Source organism: Psychrobacter sp. Sarcosine-3u-12 (assembly GCF_002836005.1).
In the GTDB taxonomy this organism is placed as follows: Bacteria; Pseudomonadota; Gammaproteobacteria; order Pseudomonadales; family Moraxellaceae; genus Psychrobacter; species Psychrobacter okhotskensis.
In genome coordinates this window covers 16,448-38,440 of sequence record NZ_PJBY01000101.1, presented here as the reverse complement: position 1 = coordinate 38,440, position 21,993 = coordinate 16,448, and the positions used below count along the sequence as shown (strand labels likewise).

Sequence of the window (21,993 nt, the reverse complement as noted above, 5' to 3'; positions counted from 1 at the left end):
AGGATACTTGAGCGACATGAAGCTTATTGATTTGACAGTATCGCCCTGCATCCGTGCAGTTGTTGCTGTTATTTATCATAATGCAACTTAATGTTACTGTACAACAAATTTGCGGATGGTGGTAAACTTTTTTTAATGAAACGACGACTTTCATTTTTAAGTGCTATACCAAGACGCAACGATTGAATGAAAGCCAGCCATTGCAAGAAATATCAACAGATACATTGAAGTACACAATGACAGACATATTGATAAACATCAGGTTAATTAATAATGACATTTATGCTAAATAAATGTCTTCAGACTTTAAAGCAATCGAGTAAATACGATTGATAAATCCTGAGCAATCCCCATAAAGCTAACAACTTCTTAATACTACAAATGACTTATGACCCAAGATACTCAAGTCCCAAATGTGGACAACCAAACTGCTGGCAACCCTACTGATAACGATATCCGCCAACGCTTTTTTATCGAAGACTCGCCCGTACGCGGTGACGTGGTGCGCCTATCACGCAGCTATGCGAGCACCATTGCCCAAAAGCCTTATCCTGAAGCGCTAAAACGCTTATTGGGTGAAATGCTGACAGCGGCAAGTTTGCTGATCAGCACCGTTAAAATCAATGGTCGTCTATCGATTCAACTGCAATCATCAGACAGCGATAGCCTGCTCAATTGGGCAATGGCAGAATGTGATCAAGACGGTATCATCCGCGCCCTTGCCAGCTGGAAAGGCGACACCGATGAACAAGTGCAAGCTTGGAATAATATGACCCATGCCAAAGAAGCCTTTGCTGAGTTGGGCGCGACGGGACAAGGCGTATTGTTTATCAATATCCAGCCTGATGGCGGCGAGCCGTACCAAGGTATCGTCGAGCGCAGTCATGACAACTTGGCTGACTGCTTAGCGCATTATCAAAAGCAATCTGCGCAGATTCCAACGCTGATTAACTTGGCGTCTGATGGCCTACAGGCAGGTGGTATTTTAGTACAGATGCTACCGCGTACGGCTGAGGAAACCTATGAGGTCGAGCAAAACGAAGACGCGGGCATCGATGATGATTTGTGGACACGTTTAAGTGTGCTAACTCGTACAGTAAAAGCAGAAGAATTGACCACGCTGGATGCCAACGAGATTATTTATCGCTTATATAACGAAGAAAACGTCGTAGCGCCCGATCCTGTTGCTTTGGCATTTGGTTGTACCTGCTCACGCGAGAAGTGTGAAATGGCGATTGAGCAAATCGGTGAAGCAGAAGCCTTAGAGATCGTCGAAGAGCAAGGCGGTACGTTTGAGATGGATTGCGGCTTTTGCGGTGAAGTTTATAAATTTAATAAAGACGATGTCGCAGCAGTATTTGCTGACTAATTTGTATTAATGCAAACCAATTATTATAAAAATCCCTCAAGTATGCTGCTTGAGGGGTTTTTGTTTTTTAACAGAGTCATTAGGGCGTGTCCTCATTTTAAAAATGGTCATAAAAATGAGATAAACTGCCGTCAAATGAGGAAAATAGCGCAAATAATATCGGGATATTAATCAGCTATTTGACGATACTTGGCAAGATTTAGCCCATTTAGAGACAAGCGCTTGAATTGAGGACATGCCCTAATAATGGATGAGTTTTTTTAATGATAAATGACTGCGAATAACAGCTCAGTACCTTTCTACACCGCTATATCTAAACTCCTAGGATAAGAATATATGCGCGTTCTACCAGCATAATCGCTTTTTCCATTATCAAGCAACCATTCAACGACTTGCTCACGCACCCTTCTACTATGAATTAAGTTCATATGATTGACGCCATAAAACACCGCTTTATGACCATCTGGGACAAATAACGCATGCTCGGCATCATCCTCGCCTAGCGCTGATGCGACCGATACCAAGCTATCGCCAAGTAAATCTGTCATCTTTGAATCATAATGAGTCTCGACCAAGGCACTAGCGACAAAATATGTTTTGATACCACTTGGCAGCCGTGCAGGATGGCGGAAATCTTGTGGTAGCACGCTACGACCTTCTAGAGACTTCCAATCAGCATCCCGAATGCTACCATGACGCAGATCAATAATACCGGCACTTCGCATATCGCCTAACTTGGCAAGTGAGCCTGCAAAGGGTAGCTTGGCGATAATATCTTGGACGTGGTTGCCGATGCGCTCAAGGACAGCCCCATGATGCGGCGAGCCTAACGTGATAAGATTGCCCACCCGTTTGACCCAATCCAAGCGTTCTTGCTGACCATAAAACAGTGCACTACGAGCGACCAAGCCGCCCATACTGTGCCCGACCAGATCTATCTGACTGATGTTTGGATTGTTATCCACTAAGTCTTTTAGCAATTGCGAGAATTTACGACCACTGCGTGAGATGCGTCGGCCAGTATTGTAGTCCAAGTACAGAACCGTGGTATCAGGCTGACTGGTATGAATGGCCGCGCCTAAGTCATTATTTTCTTGAGCTTGCCAGCTTAAGTGACTCATACATAGACCATGGCACAAAATAGCGACACGCCCTGATAGCGCGTCACGTTGTAGATTGCCGTCTCTGTCGTATAGCACCATCGGCACCGCAAGCGCATTACCATTATTCACGAGGTGATCGCCCATGACACCATTGAGGACATTGACCAGCTTTTTTAACGAATCTGGTAGTGGTCGCGCACTTTTTTGACTAATGATGTTTTTGTAGATACGCAGCACCGATGCGAGATTATTGCCCACCATCAGCATGATATGGCGTATCGTGCCATAGATGCGTCCGGTGATACCACGTTGCCAATTGTTAACATTGCCTTCGTTAAAACGCCCCAAAGGACGCAAGATAACTTCGCGGTGGATGGCTTCTACAATCTCAGTGACCTCAACCACCCCCATCGTCGCCAGCTGTGCTAAGCCCTCAAAAAAATCAGCCAACGAGATAGGCTCACGCGACGTTGTCGCATTATTATCATCTGCCAATAGTTTGACCAACTCATCGACATCGATGGCTTCAAGCTGGTCTATTTGCTCGTACAAATCACCATGCAGCGGCATGCTATCGTCTGAGACGAAATGCGCCTCAAGTTCATGGCGGTTGCGGGCATCGCTGTTAGCGCTATCAGGGATAACACCATCAGCGTAAGATAAATTTGGACGATTCATAATAGTGAAACATTCAGCAAAAAGGTTAGTTTTACATACTATCCTTTAAATGAGCTAAATAGAAGGGAATGATTTGACCTTCGCGTATGTTTCTTGACAAATAACTTAATAATTTTATAGAGATAAGCCTTAGACGATGTCATTGATCTCATAAAAACAAAAGAATCCCAAGCCATTACTTGGGATTTTTTTGACTGATTAATTTTTTATAAATTTGTTATATATAGTTAATCGCTTATATAAAGGACTCGGCCAGTATAACATCGCCATCCTCGCGCGTAATCATGACCGTGGCTGAACGTGGCGTACTGCCACCAGCGATGGCGCCCCAAGTATTACCAGGATGCTGAATATTGATAAACAGCGTTTTAAAATCTGGCGTCATGGTAATACCTGTCACTTCGCAGCCCTCAGGACCAACGAAAAAACGTTTGATATTGTTATCACTAGCAAGCATGCCGACTGGCGTTTGTTGCCCAGCCGAAGTGGTGGTCAGCGCACCATCATTCACCTTGCCCGGTAGCGCCGCCAGTAACATGCAGTTCGTGGTATCGGTATACGCACCATCATCGGTCTGAATCCACAACACACCACGTGGGTCAAAGTATAAGCCGTCTGGCGAGGACAAATCATTGCTGGCATTTAACTGCGATAAATTCTCTGCGGACAAACCACTAGGCGCAGCAAACAGATAAATATCCCATTCAAAGGTCGTTGCCGCATGATCGCCGCCCGCTTCTGCCCAGCGGATGATATGCCCATTGTCATTGCCACGCGCTTTGCCACCTGCTTCATAGCTGCGCGGATTGGACGCTGAAACGGGTTGGTCGTCACGCTCGCCGCGATATTTATTATTGGTCAAGGTCACGTATACCTCGCCAGTCATGGGGCTAACTGACACCCATTCAGGTCGATCCATCTTGGTTGCACCTAGCGCGTCAGCAGCAGCACGGGCAAAGATTAAAACCTCATCCTGTCCATTGAAAGGCAGGTCGCGATTAGAAGCGTCCAGTCCATTTTGACCATGAATAAGTGCCTTCCATTCGCCTCGACCATTTTCATTAAAGGTCGCGACGTAGAGCGTGCCTTCGTTCATATACTTGTCGCCAGCTTTTAGGCCGCCACCGATATCCGAATTTGACCATGTGGCTTTGGAGACGAATTTATAGATATACTCACCGCGCGCATCATCGCCCATATAAAAGACCACGGGCTTGCCTTGCTCAACAGGCGCGTAGGCACAGTTTTCATGCGCGAAACGCCCTAGTGCGGTACGCTTTTGTGGTACGGATTGCGGCTCAAACGGGTCAATTTCTGTGATATAACCAAAGGTATTAAAGCCATTACGATAATCATCGGCAGCGCTTGCTCCAACGGCAGTCATGTCCCAACGTGAGAATTCGTCAGGGATTTTGGCGTCTTTGGCCTCAGGTGTATGCCATAAATATTCAAAACCAGCAAAGTTCTCTGTTGCCCCATAGCGCTTACGACCATAGTTATGTTCAGCACTCAATTGACTGGCATCTTGTCCACGCGCGAATACCCCTAGGAAGTTCTCTTCGGTGGTCAGATACGTGCCCCAAGGTGACAGCCCTGCACCACAATTATTATTGATGCCGCGAGTCTGAAAACCGGTTGGGTCAAATTTGGTCTTAACCAAATCAGAACCAGCAACAGGCCCCGCCAATTGCGTCGTGGTACTACTGGTAATACGGCGATTGTATTTTGAATCAGTCACCATCTCATAGCCTATCCCATTGGCGCGTCGACTCATCTCAACCACCGCAACGCCATGGCAATTAACCTCTCGGCGTACATCGCTCGCGAGGCGACGGTTCTGGAATATCGGCGCAGCATCATTATCTTGAGTCACATAGTAGCCAAACGGGCTAAGCTCGCTACTATTCACGTACTCATGGTTCATGACCAGCAGACCATTGTCTGACGCTTTGGCATCATATGCGCCGCCTTTTTTGCCAAAGAACCACATACCATCATGGTTGTCACCCATGCGCCATTCGAACGACTCGGCAGACTGCTCACGATTGTCTTTCCAATCATCGATACCAGACATGAGCGGCGTACCCAGTGGTAATATCATCTCCGCTTTGTAGCCTTCAGCCACGCTCATCGTTTCGGCAGTCGAATGCGCTACTGCGGTAAACTTCAAGGCTTCCGGACGCTTAAGATCGCCCTGTGCAGGAATAGCAGCATTGTTGCCTGCGCTATTATTGATAGTATTGCTGTCATCGTCGTCACTACAGCCAACCAACGGCAGCGCACCAAAAAAAGCAGCAGCCGTCAATCCCGTGCCACCTTTTAAGATACTACGGCGGTTCAAGCGGCGGCTAATAATGGTTTGAAAGTCAATATTATTAGTAGGATTAGAGTCTTCAACGACTTCATGGGCAAGCAGTTGCTTATTATTCAATACGGTCATTATCAGTCACCTTGCTGTTGGCTGGATTGGCATAAAAAGGCTCGTTGCGGCGGTATTTTGTCCGCCACAACAATACGAATTACGCTTAAGTCTACCGAGCATTTATTACAGTACGTTGAAAGCCAGATGACAGTTTGATGACAATATTTCTGATAAAGAATGGCTGATGGACAGCTTTTATAGACACTGATAAAACAAAAACCCCAAGCGTTAACTTGGGATTTTTGATACTTCATACTTGAGACTAATTTTAGCAAGTTTATTGTACTTGCGCCTGCCATTCATGTGCGCCCAACTTTAGCATGAGCTTATCACCTGCATGCAATATCCCAACGCCGCTTGGCGTACCAGTCATGATGACATCGCCTGCTTGTAAGCTAAACGCATGACTGATATTGGCCAATAATTCATAAACCGGAAACAACATCAAAGCGCTCTCGCCATCTTGCTTAAGCGTGTCATTGATGGTCAGTTGGTAGTGCACATCGGTAAAGTCACCGAACGCTTGTGGATCGAGCCAGTCAGCGAGTACACAAGCACCGTCGAAACACTTGGCACGCTCCCATGGATGACCTTTTTCTTTTAACTCAGTTTGCAAGTCACGCAAGGTCAAATCTAGTCCTAAGGTCACGCCACCAATCGCCTGCTGAGCTTGCCCAATGGTCGCAGCCGACAGGTCAGCTGACAGCTGAACGCATAACTCTGCTTCGTAATGGGTCTCACCAAATACTTCTGGATTTGGGCGGATAACGCCTTGACGAATAGAGACCACCGCAGAGGCGGGTTTCATAAATAGCATGGGCGCGGCTGGCACCTCATTACCCAATTCGTGAGCATGAGCGGCATAGTTACGACCGACGCAGACGACCTTTCCGATGGGTGCGCGTAAGCTCTGATTGGCACTCGCAGCGCCGTCATCATCATTGACATTTGCGGCAATGGCATCGACTAGTGACATATGTGGTGATTGGCTCATACTAGATTCTCACAGCAAAATTATGGAAATTTTTATTGGCAAATTTAGCATTATCCAATATGACTTTAGCGATAAATCACTTTAATAATAAATCATTAAGGAATCGTATTGGTCATCACATCTGGTGGCACATAGCTGGCATGACGGTTCATTCTTTTTTCAAACAGTCTAAAGCTAAATAAGATCACCCACGATAACAACAAATAGACGATACCGGCTGCAAAGAACAATTCCATCAAGGTATAAGTACGGGCACTAATCGTACGAGCAACGCCCGTGATATCCATCAAAGCAATGGTTGACGCCAGAGCGCTGCCCTTTAGCATAAAGATAACTTCGTTACTGTAAGCGGGAATCACAATGCCAAAAGCACGCGGTAAGGTAATACGAGTCAGCTTCTGCCATTTTGACATCCCAATCGCATCAGCAGCTTCGAGCTCGCCCACGGGAATGTTTTGAATCGCGCCGCGAATGATTTCTGCCAAATAAGCGCTGGTATTGAGCGTGAAGGCAATGATGGCACACCAATAGGCTTGGCTCAGCACTGGCTCCCATAAGAATGAATCACGTACCGCTTCGAACTGACCAAGACCATAATAAATCAAAAATATCTGCACCAGTAGTGGCGTGCCACGGAAAAAGAAGATATATAAAAAGGGCAGTATCTGTACCACCCAATTTTTAGACAGTCGTAACAGCGCTAAAATCAGACCAAAGAACAGTCCTATAATACCTGAGATGACCACAAGCTGAACGGTCAAAACCGCGCCGCCTAGTAAGTCAGGGATATGCTCAAAAATAACCTGCCAATTCCAATCCATAGTATCTCTCCTCTATCCTATGGTCGATTGACGTTGAACGGATTGACGACTCAGCTTTTTAGCATAGCGCGCCGCTGGGTTGGCACGCCATTCAAGCCACATCATAAAACCCGTAATCAGCACGGTTAAACCCAGATAGATAATCGCCGCCGCCATATAAAAAGTAAACGGCTGCTGTGTTGACTGCGCCGCGCGCGAAGACTGATACATGATATCTTTGAGACCAACCACCGATACCAACGCCGTGTCCTTAAGCAACACCAAAAATAGATTGCCCAATCCGGGCAGCGCAATCTGCCATACTTGCGGTAGGGTAATACGATAAAAGGTCTGAAAAGGACGCATGCCTATCGCTTGCGCCGCCTCACGTTGGCCTATCGGAATCTCTTGAATCGACATGCGAAAAATTTCAGTCGCATAGGCACCAAAAGCAATCGACAACGCCATGACGCCGCCCCAAAAAGCACTAATTTCGACATAGTCGTTATAGCCGAACTTTTTGAGAATGCTCATCAGCAGTATAGAACCGCCATAATAGATAAACAGCACCAAGAGCAGCTCAGGAATCCCGCGCATCGTGGCGGTATAAACAGTCGCAAGCTTACGTAGCAGCCAGATATTTGACAGCTTAGCTGTGGCACCGAGCAGACCTAAAAACATGCCGATGACTAAACTGGTCATGGCAAGTTGTATGGTGACGGTAGCGCCGCTTAATAGAAGCGCGCCAAATCCTTGTAAATCAAACACAATTATCCACTCAGTCTCTTTATATTAGCAATATTAGCAATATTAGCAAAATATGAGTTAAAAGAATCAGCATCAATAGCTGAGCGCTGCCTATAACCGTATTTTATATCAAATTGATACGGACAATCTGTTTAATAGCACGACAACAGATTAATACCATCATAGAAGCGGTAATTGACACAGTAGAAATGAGCGCCGATTTTATCATATTCGCTCGCCGCTATGTTAATACTGACACGTAAAAGCGCGCCCTAAATCGCCACTTATCTCTACAAAAAGAAAATAAATAAGCAAGATTTGACCAAAGTTGACCCTCAATATTGATTCAATCAGCAAGATGTCATCGAAGCGTTCAAATTATTACACAAAAGGTTATAAGGCATTCTATAAAACAATAAAAAAGGACATCACCATTATAGTAATGTCCTCGTTATTAATACTAAAGTTTCAAACCTTACGATAATATTTATATTAAACGGTTATTGCGCGGTGCTATCTACCACTGGCTGCTCAGTATTTTCTAACGTAGCGTCCGTAACTATGCTGTTACTAGCGGCTGGCACGGCAAAGTACTTTTGATTGATTTTGTCATAAGTACCATTGGCCTTTAGATTGGCTAATGACTGATTGATCTTTGCTTGTAGTGCCTCATCATTAGGACGCACCGCTATGGCAAAGTTATCATTAATATCAATCTCATCACCTTTTAGCACATAATTACTGCCTGTGGGTGAGCTAAGCCACTCTAACGCCGGTAGTTTGTCAGATATCATTGCATCAACGCGACCGGAACCCAAATCTAAAAAGGCATTACTCAAGGTATCATAGAGCTTCATATTGGCTTTTGGATACGTATTCTCTAACCACTGCGAAGAGATGGTCGAGCGCTGCGCGGCAATCGAGTGCGCATTGATATCATCGCTGTTGCTTGGCTCAAAGCTGCTGTCTTTTTTGGCCAAAAAAACCAACGTATTACTAAAGTAAGGATTCGTAAAGGCAACTTGTTGCTCACGCTCAGGGGTCACTGACATCGCCGCGACGATGGCATCATATTTACCAGCCTTGAGACCAGGGATAATACCATCCCAGTCTTGGGCAGTAATCTCGCAGGTGACTTGCATATCATCGCAAAGGGCATTGGCCATATCCACATCGAAGCCGCCGAGTGTGCCATCTGCATTGGTATAGTTAAAAGGAGCATAAGCGCCTTCAGTACCGATACGTAGCACCTCCTCTGTCGCCGCAGTTGCGGTCTCAGTGGTCTCATTAGCTGCAGAGTTGCTGTCGTCAGCACTGTTTTGACTGTTGTTACAACCCGCTAAAGTAAAGACAGCAGCCATGCCCAACAGCGGCATAGACCAGCGGCTGGTCGTTACCAGCGTTCTGATTGAGGTACGAGTCATATTGAGGGCTGGGATAAGATAGTGGCTCATGATCATCCTTGATATTTATACAGTAGAAAACAGCTTAGTAAAACAACGCCTGCCTTTTATTAGGGCGTGTCTCATATTAGGACATGCCCTAGGCCAAACTCGTCCTAGTTGGTTGCCGTTTCTGTTTGTTCTTCTTCAGCAATCACTGCATTGGCATCGACATTACCTTCATCAACGACAACCACTTGCTCAACACTACCATTAGCGGCTGTTTTTTGTGCAGCAGCCGTTGTGCTAGTACCAAAATAGCTGCCAGTGATTTGATCATAGGTGCCATTGGCTTTTAGCTCTGCCAATGCTGCGTTAAATTTGGCAACTAGTGGATCACCTTTACGGAAGGCAATACCCATGGCGTCATCATTGGTGCTGATCTCTTGACCTTTGACTTCGTAGTCTTTGCCCGCTTCCGTTTTTAGCCAGTCAATACCCGTTACTTTATCAGACATCATCGCACGTACACGACCTGAGGTGAGATCTAGATAAGCGTTGTCCTGAGTATCATAAAGCTTGACATCGGCATCGGCATGTTCGTCCTGCAAGTACTGTGACGCAACGGTTGAGCGCTGTGAAGCGACTGGCTGACCTTGTAGTGACTCTACTGTAATATCATCACCTTTTTTACCGATTAAGATGATGCCACTGTGGAAGTAAGGGTCGCTAAATTCCACGACTTCTTTACGCTCAGGGGTGATTGACATCCCTGCGATGGCCGCATCAAATTTCTGTGCATTCAGTCCCGGAATCAGACCATCCCAATCTTGGGAGATGACTTCACACTCTGCTTTCATTTGCGCACATAGTGCATCGACCAGCTCAATCTCATAGCCGATCAGTTTGCCATCGGCATCTGTGTAGCTAAAAGGCTTATAGCTTGATTCGGTGGCGATTTTGATGTTCAACGGTGTATCAGTTGCCGCATCAGCTTCGGCACTGTCTGTTGGTGCTGAGCTATTATTACACCCTGCTAGCATTAGCATGGCAGCGCTGAGCGGCGCAAACCAAAAGGCTTTTTTGGTCATTAATGATGTCATTGAAATGGTCATGTTTGCTATTCCTTAATATATTTACCAGCCGTGTATTAACCCACTATTCGTTGATCGACGCTTATTCGTTAAAGCTTATTCATCAACGCTTACTGATCAAAGTTAATTTGCTCAAGACGTGCCAGCTCACCATTACTACGGATTTCGCTAAGCGCTTTGTTAAATTCGTCTCTGAGTGGGTCGCCTTTACGGACAGCAATAGCAATATTATCGTCGTTATCAATCTCATCACCAACGACGCCGAAGCCTTCAGTATTGTCTGCTAACCATGACTTGGCTGAGACTTTTTCAGCCAATACCGCATCGCTACGTCCAGATTTTAGATCCAAATAAGCATTGTCATAATTGTCATAAAGCTTGACGGTGTTGCCGTCTTTGCCTTCATAGTTGTCTTGTAGGTACGCGCCTGGCGTCGTTGAACGTTGACCGCCAAGGGTTAGGTTTTTGATTGCCATCGGATCAAAGCTGCCTTTGGTATCGGTCAGCCATACCATAGTATTGGCAAAATAGGGCTCACTGAAATCGACTTTTTCTTGGCGTTCAGCGGTGATAGACATACCAGCGACCACAGCATCATACTTTTGTGCCAACAAACCCGGAATGATACCGTCCCAATCTTGGGCAACGATTTCACATTTGGCTTGCACCTGATCACACAGGGCATTGGCAACGTCAATATCAAAACCGGCCAGCGTACCATCGGCATTGGTGTAGTTAAAAGGAGGGTAAGCGCCTTCGGTTGCGATACGAATGGTTTTGCCAGCCGTTTCTGCTGCTGGCGCATCGGCGTTGGTAGCAGCCGTTTCATCAGCAGGTTGACTACAAGCACTCAGCATTAACGCTGCAGTGACGGTCATCGATGACCATAATAGGCGAGAATTCGACATCATACATTCCTTAAGTTCTAATGGGTTTTTTAGGGTTCTGATATTTTGTTCTCTGACTTCCCTGCCAGACAAGCAATATAGATAGCAGAAAATGCAAGCAACCGTTATTAACGACCGCCTGTCAACCTTTTGATAATACCTGAGTAAAATATCAAAAACAAACGTTTTGCATACCGACTGTTATTATTGGGTAATAAATGGTCAACGGTACTTACCAATCAGCAGTTTGCGCAGCATAAGCCCATGTGCAATAAAAGCTTAATCACTATGAGCGACGATGCATTTTATCGGAATGCATCATCATTCTAAATGTCATTGGCTAAATATTATTGGTCAAGCGTCAGTGGTTATAGGTGTTGACGATGCGATGCCATAAAGTCTTTGACACGCTCAGAGGTAGGATTGTCAAAGACTTGTTCGGGCGTACCCATCTCTTCAACGATTCCTTGATGTAAGAATACGACTTGGCTGGAGACTTCACGGGCAAAACGCATCTCATGAGTGACGATTAGCATGGTGCGCCCCTCTTCTGCCAATTCACGCATGACTGCCAGTACTTCATTCACCAGCTCTGGATCTAACGCTGACGTTGGCTCATCAAACAATAATACTCGTGGCTGCATAGCAAGGGCACGGGCAATAGCGACGCGCTGGCGCTGACCACCGGATAAATTGGCAGGATAAGCGTCTTTTTTATCCAGCAGGCCCACTTTATCGAGCAGTTTTTCAGCATCGCTAATGGCTTGATCTTTTTTAATCTTTAAAACTTGCGTTGGCCCTTCGATGATGTTTTGCAAAATCGTTTTGTGTGGCCACAAGTTGAAGTTCTGAAAGACGAAGCCCACCCGCGCACGCAAACTCTCTAATTGCTTGATATCTGCGGCTTGAAGCTCACCTGATTTACTGGGCTTTAACATCAGCTCGTCGTTACCAATGATGATACGACCCTGATTGGGCTTTTCAAGCAGATTAATACAGCGCAATAAGGTAGATTTACCAGAGCCAGACGAGCCTAAAATAGAGATCACATCACCATCATAGGCGGTGAGCGACACCCCTTTTAGTACTGCCAATGAGCCATAGCTTTTATGGACGTCTTGTAAATCTAAGGCGATAGGCCGAGTCGGATTTTTTGCAATATCAAGCATGGTTCAGCAGACTTCCAATAAATATGAGTGAATACGAGAATAAAAAACAGCACTATATATAGTATAAATCAATGCTCTATAGACCGCTTTATATGATAGCGCGATGACTGATGTGCCATAAGAGAGGTATTGTCTCCTATAATGCAGAGAAAACGCAAACTTTGCACAGCATTGGCTCATGAATCAGCCAATAAATGACTGGCACAAAAAAGCCCAGACTGCATTTAAGCGCTGGGCTTTATTTTATCACTTTAGCGTACAAGACGTTGTTTTATCTGAGCATCGAGTCATCATACTTCAACCTGACGTCTTAAGACGATTTTTGACGTACTCATTTAATAGGTTGAGACGTGCTCTTGTTGTTCAGAGCCGTCTAATACGTCGTCATCAGCAGACGCGACAGCCACATCATCTTTATTGCCCACTGCCATAGCCTCATCGTCGGCACTAGCAATGGCTATATCATTTTCTGTCGCTTTGTCAGCCGTTGAGACACCAGTGGCGCCTTGCTCGACTTCGACTTGGGCGTCAGTCGCGGTACCGGCCTCAGCCGTTGTTGCTTCTTTATCAGCACAAGCGCCTAGCGTTAAAGTTGCAGCGGCTAGCGTGGCATACAACCATTTTTTACCCTTGTCATTCTTGTCATTAATGATAGCCATTGTCCTTCTCCATGCTCGTTAATCGATAAATTGATAGTCAACAATTTGTAGACTTAGTCGTTACTATACTGACCATCGACACTGGCGTCCTTAGTAATTGCAGCGCAGTTCTGTTAAAAACACGTAATTATCAATTCGTTTTGTAATGACACTCATATCGTTTTATTTTAGGTTAGCAATTACAACCATTTCACTATGAAAAACCTCTATAAGCGCTTTGTAAAGCGGGTTCTGTTCACAAATTCAACTTTACTATCGACCTAATCTGCTCTATGTTAAATGACATAGCGCCATAATCGCGCTCAGAACCATTTTTTGTAGACTATTGATGATATTTGGCAGTTTTTCTGCCTTTTTAGGTATTTTTGCAGCTACTTTAGTTATTTTTGTTACTTTTAATCAGTTAATAGAAATAATGATTTAATAAAACTGATCATTTGATCAAAGCAATGATTTGATAGAAGTAACTCTTTGATAAAAATTGAGTGTCTATCATTACTTAGTCTACGAATCGTTAAATTAGAAATATAAGGAAAAAGATTTATGAGTCAATCGAACACCACAGACGTTACCGCCTATATGCAATCTGTTGGCAAACAAGCGCGCGCCGCATCACGTGCTTTAGCTGCGGCCAATACGGGTGACAAAAATGCTGCTTTGATGTCGATTTATGACGTCCTGATGAATGCCAAACAGGATATTTTGTCTGCCAATAAAATCGATATGGACAATGGTCAAAAAAACAACTTAGACGCCGCCTTGCTTGACCGTCTAGAGCTAAACGATGCGCGCTTCGACGGTATGCTACAAGGTTTAAAAGACGTATCGGCGCTACCTGATCCTATCGGCGAAGTCACTGACATGACTTACCAGCCATCAGGGATTCATTTGGGCAAAATGCGTGTACCACTCGGCGTGGTCGGTATGATTTATGAGTCGCGTCCTAACGTCACATTGGAAGCCGCCTCTCTTGCTCTAAAGTCGGGCAATGCGATTATATTGCGCGGTGGTTCTGAAGCATTCGAATCCAACCAAGCAATCGCCAAATGTATCTTAGAAGGTCTAAAAAAAGTCGGACTGTCTGAGCACAGTGTGCAAGTACTACAAACGACCGATCGCGCTGCTGTCGGCGAGCTGATTACGATGACAGAATATGTCGATGTAATCGTGCCACGCGGCGGTAAGGGTTTGATTGAGCGTATTAGCCGCGATGCCAAAGTTCCTGTGATTAAGCATCTAGATGGTAACTGCCATACCTTTATTGACAGTGATGCCGATCCTGAGATTGCTATCAAAGTCAGCGTCAATGCCAAAACCCATCGCTATGGTACTTGCAATACCATGGAGACCCTCTTGGTCGATGAATCAGTCGCGGGTGAGCTATTACCAAAAATCGCTGAAGCTATTATTCAAGCCGATGATGCCATGCAACTACGCCTCGATGATAAGTCGCAAGCCATCTTAAATGACAACGCTAAGCTTGCTGGTCATTTATCTGCCGCAACTGCTGAGGATTGGGATACCGAATACCTTGCGCCTATCTTAGCGATCAAAGTATTATCAGGCATTAATGAGGCCATCGAACACATCAATACTCACGGCAGTCATCATACCGACGTCATCATTACGGATAATTACACCAAGTCGCAGCGTTTTATCCGCGAAGTAGACTCAGCCAGCGTGATGATTAACGCCTCTAGCCGCTTTGCTGATGGTTTTGAATATGGTCTGGGTGCAGAGATTGGCATCTCAACCGACAAAATTCATGCGCGTGGTCCTGTTGGACTAGAAGGTTTGACCTCACAAAAATGGATCGTTTATGGTCATGGTGAGACACGCACCTAATTTATTGCGCTCCGCCCTATCATCTACCGTCTAAATTAACGTATAATCCAAAAAAAACGTCAGCTTAATTGCTGGCGTTTTTTATGAGTTATAAAAACAGGAAGCTTAGAGGACGACATACTGATGCAAAGTGGCAAAATCAAGCACTGGAACCAAGATAAAGGCTATGGATTTATCGATGTGGACAATCAAAACGAAGACGTGTTTTTTCATGTGAGTACAGTGCGCTTGTCACAGCCCATCAGCGAAGGCCAACGTGTCTATTTTCATAGTCAGCGTAATGACAAAAACCAATTGCGCGCCACTGAAGTCACTTCCAACGACTTGAGTATTTTAGAAACCTCAGACATCACACCTGCTGCCCGCTCCTCCAATAATACTGAACGAGACCGCCAGCAGCATAAACGCCACACGACTCAAAATAATAATGTTAAAAAGAGTCGTGGTCATCAAAAGAAAAAAAGCCCGCTCTCGACTTTATTTAGTTTGATTGCGATCATAGCGGTAGCGGTTTATTTCTTTGCCGATCTAAAATCCACCCTTCTTGCTGACAATGCTCAGTCGACGCCCATATCACAGACTTCCTCTATAGCAGCGGGTCAAGCACAGACGTCAGCCATTACTGGTGATGCACAGATTGACACTACCATTGCGCTGATAAAGCAAGGCGGGCCGTTTCCCTATCCAAATAAAGATGGCACGACGTTCTATAATCGCGAAGGCCTACTACCTGCTCAGTCGCAAGGCTACTATCACGAATATACCGTCCCTACCCCTGGCGTTTCTCATCGCGGGGCGCGGCGCATTGTCACCGGTGGCAACCCGCCGACCATTTATTATTTGACGGTGGACCATTATGATAGCTTTAGCAAACTGGAGGTGAATTAAGATGAGTGACGCCATTTATTATATTGACTCAGCCAACAGCGAGCTTAACGACATCGCTTTTGTTCCTGCACACGCTATCGACATTCCACTCGATGAGGTGCTTGATAAGCGCGCACTTTTAGTCAGTTTGGCTAAAGCCTGTGATTTTCCTAGCTACTTTTCGCATAACTGGGACAGTGCATGGGACTGCTTAACCGATAGCGAGGTCACGCAGTTAAAGCTTGATTTAACAAGGGTAAAAAACATAAATACTGAAGACTTTACTATATTTAAAAGTATCATCGAAGATGCGTATAGAGATTTTGGTAAGCCGCAGTTATGGATTGTGGTATCGAGTAAAGATAAATAATTTGGGGTGTGTCATCGATGACATGCTTTAGTGCCTTATTGAAAAAACCTAAATGTAAGACAGCACTGATTCTGTCCTACATTCAGGTTAATTTATATTTGTAAAAAGGATCAACTCATGGAAATTACTTTAAATGGATATTACACGCTGATCTTGGCAACGTTCGTGCTATTACTCGGACGTTTTTTGATTAAAAAAATCAAGGTATTAGAGGATTTTAATATTCCAGAGCCTGTCGTGGGTGGCTTGGTCGCCGCGATGATTGTTTACGCGCTTAACTTAATTTGGGGCTACAGTTTCAACTTTCATCAAGGTCTGCAAACAGCGACTATGCTGATGTTTTTTGCCTCTATTGGTCTCAGTGCCGATTTTGGACGACTAAAAGCCGGTGGTTCGCCATTATTTATTTTCACGGTTGTGGTCTCGGTGTTTATCATTTTGCAGGACGTCGTTGGCGTCGCGATGGCGAGCGCACTGGGACTCGATCCTTTGCTTGGACTGGTGACTGGTTCTATCGCGCTCACTGGTGGGCACGGTACGGCAGGGGCTTGGGGCGTGGTATTAGAAGAAGAGTATGGCGTGGTCGGTGCGACGACACTTGGTATCGCTGTTGCCACTTATGGCTTGGTGGCCGGTGGTCTCATTGGTGGACCTGTCGCTCGTCGCTTGATTCAACGTCTTGGTCTAAAACCGACTCCGGCTAATCCAAACCCAAGCGATGTCGAAAAACTGGCTGGCGAACAGTCGTTATACAGCACCAAACATACCGAAGATGGGGATCATAGACAGGAAGAGATGTTTGAAAAACCTGATAACATCCGCCTTATTACCGCCTCATCTACGATTGAATCATTAGCACTGTTTGCGGCGGCCTTAGCTTTCGCCGACATAATGACCATCGTCGCAGAAGGCACTTGGTTCCAACTGCCAACGTTCGTATGGGCGCTAGCGGCTGGGGTAATTATTCGTAACTCGTTAACTATCGTCTTCAACTTTGATATGTTTGACCGTGCTATCGATGTCATTGGTAATGCGTCCTTGAGTCTATTCTTGGCGATGGCGCTGTTATCATTGAAGCTCTGGCAGTTGACTGACTTAGCGGGCCCTGTGCTGATTATTTTGCTGGTGCAAACCTTGATTATGATTATCTATGTTTACTTTATTACCTTTAGAGTCATGGGTAAGGACTACGATGCGGCCGTGCTGTCAGCGGGTCATTGTGGTTTTGGTATGGGCGCAACCCCGACGGCGATTGCCAATATGCAGGCGGTAACGGATCGCTACTTGGCCTCGCCTAAAGCGTTCTTAATTGTGCCGATGGTTGGTGCTTTCTTCGTTGATATCGTCAACGCGACGATCTTGCAGATATTTACCAAGTTGCCGTTTATGTAATTTTATAAGCAATAAAGTCGAATTAACCTGAATAAGGCTGGGCTACGCTATCGTAGCCCAGCCTTTTTATTGGTTATTCAGGCTTCCTTAGATCTAGTTTTACCTTCACTGAAGTAATATTTTTGTTAACACTCAAAGCTTATAGGATATACTGATAACAGAGCATTGAATCTAAACAAAGTTTTATAGAAATCTGGAAAAAACATGGAAAAAGAAATTACATCAATTGGCAGCTTAATTGAAAACTTAAACCAAGATATTGGTGATTACGATGAAGATGTATGGTTTAGAGGTGAGGCTTGCTTTGATTGGAAGTTACTACCTGGAATATTTCGTAGCAGTAAGAAAATAAGCGAAGAAATACTACTAACTAGGTTTAAACAATCCGCATCAATGCTTATAGATACGAGTCCTAAGAGCGATTTTGATTGGATGTTTTTAATGCAGCATTACGGAGTGCAGACTAGATTGCTAGATTGGTCTGAAAGTGCTTTAGCTTCTCTATATTTCGCAATATCTGAAGAAGACCACTTACTCAGTGATGGTACTCTTTGGATGCTTAAGCCCATCGAGTTAAATAAACTTGCAAATATTGAGGATGAAAATAAGTATTATATTCCATCTTTTGATGATGTTCATCTTACAAACTATGGAATCCAAAGCTTAAGAAACTCTCGTATACAGATGAATCCTATTGCGACAATAGCTACTAGAAATAATGCTAGAATTCAAGCTCAACAAGGCGTTTTCACTATTCATCATTTAAAAGATAAGCCACTTGAAGATTACTGCGACATTAACCAACAAATTTTCAAATATAAGATACCTAAAGAGAGTAAGTTGAGATTAAAAAAAGAGTTAGAGCTATTAAGCTTTAATAGATTTTCTCTTTTCCCAGAGCTTTCTAGTATTGGACTATTACTTAAGGATAAGATGAAATGAGTTATATTGAAACAAGCCCTCTGCAAAACACTACAATTTTAAGAGTTTTTTCTGAAAAAGATGAGATTGAAATATCACCAGAGTATCAAAGAAACGGAAGCGTTTGGACTCTCGAGAAGAAAAAGCTTTTGATTGACTCGATTCTTAATGATTACGATATACCTAAAATATATTTTCATAAATTCACTAGAGAAGAAAAAAAAGAAACAGGGAAACAATACTCTATTATTGATGGTAGACAGCGGTTAGAAACTATTTGGTGGTTTATGGATAATGGTTTTCCATTATCTGATGACTTTGAGTATCAAGATGATGAAAGTCTAAAATTAGCTGGAATGACCTATCAAGATATAGCGCAAAAACATCCAAAAATAAAAATAAAATTTGATTCTTTCGTTCTACCTATAATAGGTGTTAGCTCTGATGATATTGACTTAATTGAAGATATGTTTTCTAGACTTAATGAAGCTGTGCCCTTGAATTCTGCTGAAAAAAGAAATGCGTTTGGGGGAGCTATGGTATCGGCCATTCGTGAAATCTCACAACATCCATTATTTATTAAAAAGGTTAAATTCAGAAATTCACGGTATCAACACATGGAAGTCTCTGCAAGATTTCTACTTGTTGAAACTTCAAGTCATGAACACAATAAATTAATTGATACTAAAAAAGTATATCTAGATAGTATGGTCAAAAACTATAAAGAAAGATATGATGAGGTTTCTTGTTTCCAAGCTAACGTAACAAGTGTCTTAGAAAATATGAACACTGTTTTTTCTGATAAAGATGACTTGCTGAGAACTCAAGGTATTATGGTTGTTTATTACTTACTGTTTAAAAAATCCATTCAATTAGGTAAAGACATTCGAAGAGTTGAACTCTATGAGTTTGATAAATCAGTCAAAGATAATAGAAAGCTTGCAGAAATAAAATATGAAGATGCTGACTATGATTTACTTGAATATGACAGGCTTTCTCAGCATGGTACCAATGATGTTTCAAACATTAGAGAAAGGTTGAGAATACTCTCCGAATATCTCAATCTTGATTAACAAAAAAACCGCCTAGCAAAAGCTAAGCGGTTTCTATTTTAACCAACGTTTAACACTGCTCAAACAAAAATTACTGATTTTTTTCGTAAACTGGCAATTCTTTACAGATCGCTTCTACTTTACCGCGTACTTCAGTAGCGACGGCTTCATCACCGCGGCTATCTAACACATCACAAATCCAACCTGCCAAATCACTTGCTTGCGCTTCGTTGAAGCCACGAGTGGTAATCGCTGGCGTACCGATACGGATACCAGACGTCACGAACGGTGATTTTGGATCGTTTGGTACGGCGTTTTTATTCACCGTAATATGTGCATCACCAAGCCATTTGTCTGCTTCTTTACCGGTCATTTCTTGCTTGACTAGGCTGATAAGCATTAGATGGTTTTCAGTACCACCAGAGATAATTTCATAACCGCGCTCTTGGATAACTTTTGCCATTGCTTGGGCGTTTTTGACCACTTGCTGCTGATAGGTTTTAAAGTTATCTTCTAACGCTTCTTTAAAGCAAACCGCTTTTGCCGCGATAACGTGCATCAACGGGCCGCCTTGGTTGCCTGGGAATACGGCAGAGTTAAGCTTTTTGGCAAGTACTTCATCACGAGCCAAGATCATACCTGAACGCGGGCCACGTAGGGTTTTGTGCGTCGTAGTTGTCACGACATCAGCGAACGGTACTGGACTCGGATAAACGCCACCAGCGATAAGACCAGCCACGTGTGCCATGTCTACGAGTAAATAAGCGCCGACTTCGTCCGCGATTTCACGGAAACGCGCCCAATCGACCACTTGTGAATACGCTGAAAAACCAGCAATAATCATCTTTGGCTTATGCTCTTTTGCCAAACGCTCAACTTCGTCATAATCGATAAGGCCAGTGCCTTCGACCAAGCCATACTGTACGGCGTTGTAGTTCAGACCTGAGAAGTTAATGTGCGCGCCGTGCGTCAAGTGACCACCTGCGTCTAGGCTCATGCCAAGCACGGTGTCATTGGCGTCTAATAATGCTAAGAAAACAGCCGAGTTTGCTTGGCTACCAGAATGCGGCTGGACGTTGACGTATTCTGCGCCAAACAATTCTTTTGCACGGTCGATGGCCAATTGCTCAACCACATCGACGTGCTCGCAACCACCGTAATAACGCTTACCAGGATAGCCTTCAGCGTATTTGTTGGTCAGGTCAGTGCCTTGTGCTTCCATCACTGCTTGCGAGCAATAGTTTTCTGAAGCGATAAGCTCGATGTGATTTTCTTGACGAACGCTTTCTGCGGCCATGGCTTCAGCAAGTACTGGATCAAACTCTTTGATAGAAATATCTTTAAACATAGTGATGTCCTAGGTAGTGGCTATCGTTAATGGTAGTGTTTATGAAAAAGAAGCGAGTAGTAAAAGGAGGTAAAATAGGCAAGCAAAGGCAATTGGCCTTGTTATTAACTTGTCCATTATAGGCAATAAATTCGACATATAAATGCATCGATATCATCGCTAAAGATTAAGTGTAACATGAAAATTTGTACTGCGAGCGCAAAAAAACCTCACAGCAAGCTGAGCAATTTAAATGACGATATCACGCAGATAAATAGCCAATAAAATAAAGTATTTACTGGCGGCTCACCCATACGGTTAAAACAATATTTTTATTAATATCCTAACTTATATAGTAACGCGCGCTCATTTTAAAAATGAAGCTAAAAACGTTTCGCTAATCAGTAGCGTGCGCCCATACCAATCATAACGTGTTTGTCGTTGCCAGCCTGCGCCCGTGTGTTGGATAAAGCGCTGATTGGGCAAGGTGCGACTGCGCTTAAACAACACATATCCGATGGGCGTACCTTTTAACTGTTGCAGACGACGGGCGCGCCCTTTGAGACTGGGTAACGGAAAAATACTCTGTGCCTCGACCCATGGTTGCTCATCATTACCATATAGCTGCGCCTCGCGTACCCACGCCAGCATCGGACGATTTAGCATAGCGCCTCGTACACCCAACTGTCGTTTTTGTGCCAATGACAATGAGCGATAACCTTCAAAGCTACGCTCGACACGTAGCGGCTGACCCGCTTTTACCTCAAGCATCGCAGTCAGAGAACCTTCAGCATTGAGCCATGGCAAGAGCTCAGTAGGAGCTGATAAGTGGGTAGGACAAGACAATTGATTGTTAGACATAATTAACAGCTAATGTTGGACATATAGATAGAGGAAGGTTGCAAATTCGCTATT

General features: G+C 44.2%; 19 protein-coding genes. 7 read left to right on the top strand and 12 right to left on the bottom strand.

The genetic code is table 11. The annotated features are described in order from the left end of the window. Positions 1 to 388 precede the first annotated feature (388 nt). Positions 389 to 1,369, top strand: coding sequence for an Hsp33 family molecular chaperone HslO (locus CXF65_RS08835; RefSeq protein ID WP_101211768.1), 981 nt, complete (start codon positions 389 to 391; stop codon positions 1,367 to 1,369). Between the two features lie 299 nt (positions 1,370 to 1,668). On the opposite strand, the gene CXF65_RS08830 is transcribed toward CXF65_RS08835, so the two are convergent. From CXF65_RS08830 to CXF65_RS15045, 10 genes are all read right to left on the bottom strand, one after another. Next, positions 1,669 to 3,150: an alpha/beta fold hydrolase gene (locus tag CXF65_RS08830; protein WP_101211767.1), complete on the bottom strand. Its 1,482-nt coding sequence runs from the start codon at positions 3,148 to 3,150 to the stop codon at positions 1,669 to 1,671. A 235-nt stretch (positions 3,151 to 3,385) separates the two neighbouring features. Next, complete coding sequence (locus CXF65_RS08825; protein WP_101211766.1) at positions 3,386 to 5,590, bottom strand: PhoX family protein; 2,205 nt, start codon at positions 5,588 to 5,590, stop codon at positions 3,386 to 3,388. Positions 5,591 to 5,849: 259 nt separating this feature from the next. Further along, entirely contained in the window at positions 5,850 to 6,566 is a 717-nt protein-coding gene (locus CXF65_RS08820) for a fumarylacetoacetate hydrolase family protein (protein WP_227523234.1), read from the bottom strand. A 95-nt stretch (positions 6,567 to 6,661) separates the two neighbouring features. Continuing rightward, complete coding sequence (locus CXF65_RS08815) at positions 6,662 to 7,387, bottom strand: ABC transporter permease (protein ID WP_025651665.1); 726 nt, start codon at positions 7,385 to 7,387, stop codon at positions 6,662 to 6,664. Positions 7,388 to 7,399: 12 nt separating this feature from the next. After that, a complete protein-coding gene (locus CXF65_RS08810; RefSeq protein ID WP_025651666.1) occupies positions 7,400 to 8,134 on the bottom strand; it encodes an ABC transporter permease in 735 nt (244 codons plus the stop codon). Between the two features lie 479 nt (positions 8,135 to 8,613). After that, positions 8,614 to 9,474, bottom strand: a complete 861-nt coding sequence (locus tag CXF65_RS08805) for an ABC transporter substrate-binding protein (protein WP_413772500.1) — start codon at positions 9,472 to 9,474, stop codon at positions 8,614 to 8,616. A 197-nt stretch (positions 9,475 to 9,671) separates the two neighbouring features. After that, complete coding sequence (locus CXF65_RS08800) at positions 9,672 to 10,610, bottom strand: transporter substrate-binding domain-containing protein (protein ID WP_101211765.1); 939 nt, start codon at positions 10,608 to 10,610, stop codon at positions 9,672 to 9,674. Positions 10,611 to 10,699: 89 nt separating this feature from the next. Beyond that, entirely contained in the window at positions 10,700 to 11,500 is an 801-nt protein-coding gene (locus tag CXF65_RS08795; protein WP_198551986.1) for a transporter substrate-binding domain-containing protein, read from the bottom strand. A 344-nt stretch (positions 11,501 to 11,844) separates the two neighbouring features. Further along, a complete protein-coding gene (locus CXF65_RS08790) occupies positions 11,845 to 12,645 on the bottom strand; it encodes an ABC transporter ATP-binding protein (protein WP_025651670.1) in 801 nt (266 codons plus the stop codon). Positions 12,646 to 12,980: 335 nt separating this feature from the next. Further along, positions 12,981 to 13,304, bottom strand: a complete 324-nt coding sequence (locus CXF65_RS15045) for a hypothetical protein (RefSeq protein ID WP_198551985.1) — start codon at positions 13,302 to 13,304, stop codon at positions 12,981 to 12,983. 543 nt (positions 13,305 to 13,847) lie between these two features. On the opposite strand from CXF65_RS15045, the gene CXF65_RS08780 reads away from it, so the two are divergent. From CXF65_RS08780 to CXF65_RS08755, 6 genes are all read left to right on the top strand, one after another. After that, positions 13,848 to 15,149 carry a glutamate-5-semialdehyde dehydrogenase gene (locus CXF65_RS08780; protein ID WP_025651672.1) on the top strand — a complete coding sequence of 434 codons (1,302 nt, stop codon included), beginning with the start codon at positions 13,848 to 13,850 and terminating at the stop codon, positions 15,147 to 15,149. A gap of 123 nt (positions 15,150 to 15,272) precedes the next feature. Continuing rightward, positions 15,273 to 16,037, top strand: a complete 765-nt coding sequence (locus CXF65_RS08775; protein ID WP_101211763.1) for a ribonuclease domain-containing protein — start codon at positions 15,273 to 15,275, stop codon at positions 16,035 to 16,037. 1 nt (position 16,038) lies between these two features. Then, positions 16,039 to 16,386: a barstar family protein gene (locus tag CXF65_RS08770; RefSeq protein WP_025651674.1), complete on the top strand. Its 348-nt coding sequence runs from the start codon at positions 16,039 to 16,041 to the stop codon at positions 16,384 to 16,386. Between the two features lie 117 nt (positions 16,387 to 16,503). Next, entirely contained in the window at positions 16,504 to 17,778 is a 1,275-nt protein-coding gene (gltS, locus tag CXF65_RS08765) for a sodium/glutamate symporter (protein ID WP_025651675.1), read from the top strand. 204 nt (positions 17,779 to 17,982) lie between these two features. Beyond that, a complete protein-coding gene (locus tag CXF65_RS08760; protein WP_025651676.1) occupies positions 17,983 to 18,720 on the top strand; it encodes an FRG domain-containing protein in 738 nt (245 codons plus the stop codon). Next, the gene (locus CXF65_RS08755) at positions 18,717 to 19,772 is read left to right on the top strand and encodes a DUF262 domain-containing protein (protein ID WP_025651677.1); all 1,056 of its coding nucleotides are present in this window, start codon (positions 18,717 to 18,719) and stop codon (positions 19,770 to 19,772) included. The genes CXF65_RS08760 and CXF65_RS08755 overlap by 4 nt, the downstream gene beginning before the upstream one ends. Positions 19,773 to 19,842: 70 nt before the next feature. On the opposite strand, the gene glyA is transcribed toward CXF65_RS08755, so the two are convergent. Then, positions 19,843 to 21,099, bottom strand: a complete 1,257-nt coding sequence (gene glyA, locus CXF65_RS08750; RefSeq protein WP_101211762.1) for a serine hydroxymethyltransferase — start codon at positions 21,097 to 21,099, stop codon at positions 19,843 to 19,845. Positions 21,100 to 21,444: 345 nt separating this feature from the next. Then, positions 21,445 to 21,939 (bottom strand): chorismate--pyruvate lyase family protein, encoded by a 495-nt coding sequence (locus CXF65_RS08745; RefSeq protein WP_101211761.1) that lies wholly within the window; start codon positions 21,937 to 21,939, stop codon positions 21,445 to 21,447. Positions 21,940 to 21,993 lie beyond the last annotated feature (54 nt).

Coding starts and splice junctions, on each gene's coding strand:
- CXF65_RS08835 (WP_101211768.1), top strand. CDS start 389: ATGACCCAAGATACTCAAGTCCCAAATGTGGACAACCAAACTGCTGGC.
- CXF65_RS08830 (WP_101211767.1), bottom strand. CDS start 3,150: ATGAATCGTCCAAATTTATCTTACGCTGATGGTGTTATCCCTGATAGC.
- CXF65_RS08825 (WP_101211766.1), bottom strand. CDS start 5,590: ATGACCGTATTGAATAATAAGCAACTGCTTGCCCATGAAGTCGTTGAA.
- CXF65_RS08820 (WP_227523234.1), bottom strand. CDS start 6,566: ATGAGCCAATCACCACATATGTCACTAGTCGATGCCATTGCCGCAAAT.
- CXF65_RS08815 (WP_025651665.1), bottom strand. CDS start 7,387: ATGGATTGGAATTGGCAGGTTATTTTTGAGCATATCCCTGACTTACTA.
- CXF65_RS08805 (WP_413772500.1), bottom strand. CDS start 9,474: ATGGCTGCTGTCTTTACTTTAGCGGGTTGTAACAACAGTCAAAACAGT.
- CXF65_RS08800 (WP_101211765.1), bottom strand. CDS start 10,610: ATGACCATTTCAATGACATCATTAATGACCAAAAAAGCCTTTTGGTTT.
- CXF65_RS08795 (WP_198551986.1), bottom strand. CDS start 11,500: ATGATGTCGAATTCTCGCCTATTATGGTCATCGATGACCGTCACTGCA.
- CXF65_RS08790 (WP_025651670.1), bottom strand. CDS start 12,645: ATGCTTGATATTGCAAAAAATCCGACTCGGCCTATCGCCTTAGATTTA.
- CXF65_RS15045 (WP_198551985.1), bottom strand. CDS start 13,304: ATGGCTATCATTAATGACAAGAATGACAAGGGTAAAAAATGGTTGTAT.
- CXF65_RS08780 (WP_025651672.1), top strand. CDS start 13,848: ATGAGTCAATCGAACACCACAGACGTTACCGCCTATATGCAATCTGTT.
- CXF65_RS08775 (WP_101211763.1), top strand. CDS start 15,273: ATGCAAAGTGGCAAAATCAAGCACTGGAACCAAGATAAAGGCTATGGA.
- CXF65_RS08770 (WP_025651674.1), top strand. CDS start 16,039: ATGAGTGACGCCATTTATTATATTGACTCAGCCAACAGCGAGCTTAAC.
- gltS (WP_025651675.1), top strand. CDS start 16,504: ATGGAAATTACTTTAAATGGATATTACACGCTGATCTTGGCAACGTTC.
- CXF65_RS08760 (WP_025651676.1), top strand. CDS start 17,983: ATGGAAAAAGAAATTACATCAATTGGCAGCTTAATTGAAAACTTAAAC.
- CXF65_RS08755 (WP_025651677.1), top strand. CDS start 18,717: ATGAGTTATATTGAAACAAGCCCTCTGCAAAACACTACAATTTTAAGA.
- glyA (WP_101211762.1), bottom strand. CDS start 21,099: ATGTTTAAAGATATTTCTATCAAAGAGTTTGATCCAGTACTTGCTGAA.
- CXF65_RS08745 (WP_101211761.1), bottom strand. CDS start 21,939: ATGTCTAACAATCAATTGTCTTGTCCTACCCACTTATCAGCTCCTACT.